Annotated in this window: 3 protein-coding genes; all 3 read left to right on the forward strand. The window is 58.7% G+C overall.

The features are described from left to right. Positions 1-22 precede the first annotated feature (22 nt). The 3 genes from lpxD to lpxA all read left to right on the forward strand — a co-directional run bounded on the left by lpxD (position 23) and on the right by lpxA (position 2,484). Positions 23-1,066, forward strand: a complete 1,044-nt coding sequence (gene lpxD / locus BDE01S_RS09905; RefSeq protein WP_066081009.1) for a UDP-3-O-(3-hydroxymyristoyl)glucosamine N-acyltransferase — start codon at positions 23-25, stop codon at positions 1,064-1,066. A 72-nt stretch (positions 1,067-1,138) separates the two neighbouring features. Beyond that, on the forward strand, positions 1,139-1,597 hold the full coding sequence (fabZ, locus tag BDE01S_RS09910) for a 3-hydroxyacyl-ACP dehydratase FabZ (RefSeq protein WP_066081014.1): 459 nt from the start codon (positions 1,139-1,141) through the stop codon (positions 1,595-1,597). Between the two features lie 110 nt (positions 1,598-1,707). Beyond that, entirely contained in the window at positions 1,708-2,484 is a 777-nt protein-coding gene (lpxA, locus tag BDE01S_RS09915) for an acyl-ACP--UDP-N-acetylglucosamine O-acyltransferase (protein WP_066081017.1), read from the forward strand. Positions 2,485-2,595: the final 111 nt, after the last annotated feature.

Here is a 2,595-nt window from a genome sequence, read left to right on the forward strand (position 1 = left end):
CAGACGGCCTGAAAGCACCTACATGACCTCCTACACCTTATCCCAAATCACCGCTGAACTCGGCGGACAATGGCAGGGCGAAGACATCGCCGTTGAAGCCGTGCGCCCGCTTGCCCAGGCAGAGGGCGGCCACATCAGCTTCCTGGCCAATCCCAAATACAAATCCGAAGTACACGAAAGCCGCGCCGGCGCAGTGATTGTGTCCGAAAAAGCCGCCGGCGAATTTACCGGGCGCAATCTGATTATCACCGCCGACCCGTATCTCTATTTCGCCAAAGTCGCGCGCTTGTTTTCCCCCATCGTCAAAGCCGCAGGCGGCGTGCACCCGACTGCCGTTGTCGAGCCGTCGGCCGTTGTGCCCGCCAGCTGCGAAATCGGCGCACACGCCTATATCGGCGCCCGCACCGTGCTCGGCGAAGGCTGCCGCATTCTCGCCGGCGCGGTTGTGGAACATGACTGCAAATTGGGCGACGAAGTGGTGCTGCACCCCAATGCCGTCGTCTATTACGGCTGCACCCTCGGCCAGCGCGTGGAAATCCACAGCGGCGCGGTCATCGGCGCAGACGGCTTCGGCCTGGCGTTTGCCGGCGCATCGTGGTTCAAAATCCCGCAAACCGGCGGCGTAACCCTCGGCGATGATGTGGAAATCGGCTCGAACAGCAATATCGACCGCGGCGCCATGAGCGACACCTTAATCGGCAAAGGCACCAAAATCGACAACCAGGTGCAGATCGGCCACAACTGTAAAATCGGCGAACACACCGTTATCGCCGCCCAAGCCGGTATCTCCGGCAGCACCACCATCGGCAGCTACTGCATCATCGGCGGCGGCGTGGGCACGGTCGGCCACATCGAAATCGCCGACAAAACCAATATCGGCGGCGGCACCTGCATTACCCACAGCATCAAAGAAAGCGGCCAGCACATCGCCAGCCTCTACCCGATGCAAACCCATAAAGAATGGGCGAAAAACGCCGTGCATATCCGCCATTTGAGCGAAATGAACAAGCGCATCAAGCAGCTGGAAAAGCAGCTCGGCGCAGCAGGCGGGCAGGAGCAGGCGTAAGCCTGCCGCGCAACCCGTTTTCAGACGGCTAAACCAGCCGCCTACCCGGACAAACCCAAAGGAACGAACCACATGGAATTCAAATTACCGATTGAAGCCAAAGACATCCACAACCTGATTCCCCACCGTTTCCCGTTTTTGCTGATTGACCGCATTACCGCGTTTGAATCGATGAAAAGCCTGACCGCCATCAAAAACGTCAGCATGAACGAGCCGCAGTTCCAAGGGCACTTCCCCGATTTGCCGATTATGCCCGGCGTGCTGATTATCGAAGGCATGGCGCAGGCCTGCGGCACCTTGGCGATTTTGAGCAACGGCGGCCGCGAAGAAAACGAATTTTTCTTCTTCGCCGGTATCGACGATGCCCGCTTCAAACGCCAAGTTATCCCCGGCGACCAGCTGACTTACGAAGTCGAACTGCTGACCTTTAAACGCGGCATCGGCAAATTCCAGGCCGTTGCCAAAGTGGACGGCCAGGTTGCCGTAGAAGCCGTGATTATGTGCGCCAAGCGCATTGTTGCGCCGGAGTAAAACGTAGGGCGGGCAGGGTTTGTCTAAGCGCACCAACACCCCGCCTGCCGCTTGTTCATAGAACAAGCCCCCATTTTCAGACGGCCTAACCCCCCGTAGCAGGAGGTTTTATGACCCAGATTCACCCCACCGCCATCATCGACCCCAAAGCCGAGCTGCATGAAAGCGTCAAAGTCGGCGCATACAGCATCATCGGCCCCGATGTCAAAATCGGCGCAGATACCGAAATCGGCCCGCACGTCGTTATCAACGGCATCACCGAGATCGGCGAGGGCAACCGCATCTACCAATTCGCCAGCATCGGCGAGGTCAACCAAGACCTCAAATACAAGGGCGAGCCGACGAAAACCATTATCGGCAACCGCAACCAGATCCGCGAACACGTCACCATCCACCGTGGCACGGAGCAGGGCGGCGGCATTACCCGCGTCGGCGACGACAACCTGCTGATGATTAACGCCCACGTCGCCCACGACTGCCGCGTCGGCAACCGCTGCATTTTGGCCAACAACGCCACGCTGGCCGGCCATGTGGAGCTGGATGACTTCGTGATTGTCGGCGGTATGTCGGCCATCCACCAATTCAGCATCGTCGGCGCACACGCCATGATCGGCGGCTGCTCCGCCGTCGCGCAAGACGTACCGCCGTATGTGATGGCGCAGGGCAACCACGCCGGCCCCGTCGGCATCAACATCGAAGGCATGAAACGCCGCGGCTTCGACAAGCCCGCCATTCAAGCAGTATTGAACGCCTACAAGCTGCTCTACCGCAAAGGCCTGACGCTGGAAGAGGCCAAGCAGGAAATCGGCAAGCTGGCAGCCGAAGCACCGGAAGTGGCGCTGTTTAACGATTTCTTCCAACGTTCGACACGCGGGCTGATCCGCTGATCAGCCGGTATCCGCTTATTTGCTGCGAAATACAGAAAGCCGTCTGAAAATCCGTTTTCAGACGGCTTTCTGTTTTCTTAAGCTGGTATAGTCGGAGAAGTTCAATTCTGC

It is taken from the genome of Bergeriella denitrificans NBRC 102155 (assembly GCF_001592185.1).
In the GTDB taxonomy this organism is placed as follows: Bacteria; Pseudomonadota; Gammaproteobacteria; order Burkholderiales; family Neisseriaceae; genus Neisseria; species Neisseria denitrificans.

Coding starts and splice junctions, on each gene's coding strand:
- lpxD (WP_066081009.1), top strand. CDS start 23: ATGACCTCCTACACCTTATCCCAAATCACCGCTGAACTCGGCGGACAA.
- fabZ (WP_066081014.1), top strand. CDS start 1,139: ATGGAATTCAAATTACCGATTGAAGCCAAAGACATCCACAACCTGATT.
- lpxA (WP_066081017.1), top strand. CDS start 1,708: ATGACCCAGATTCACCCCACCGCCATCATCGACCCCAAAGCCGAGCTG.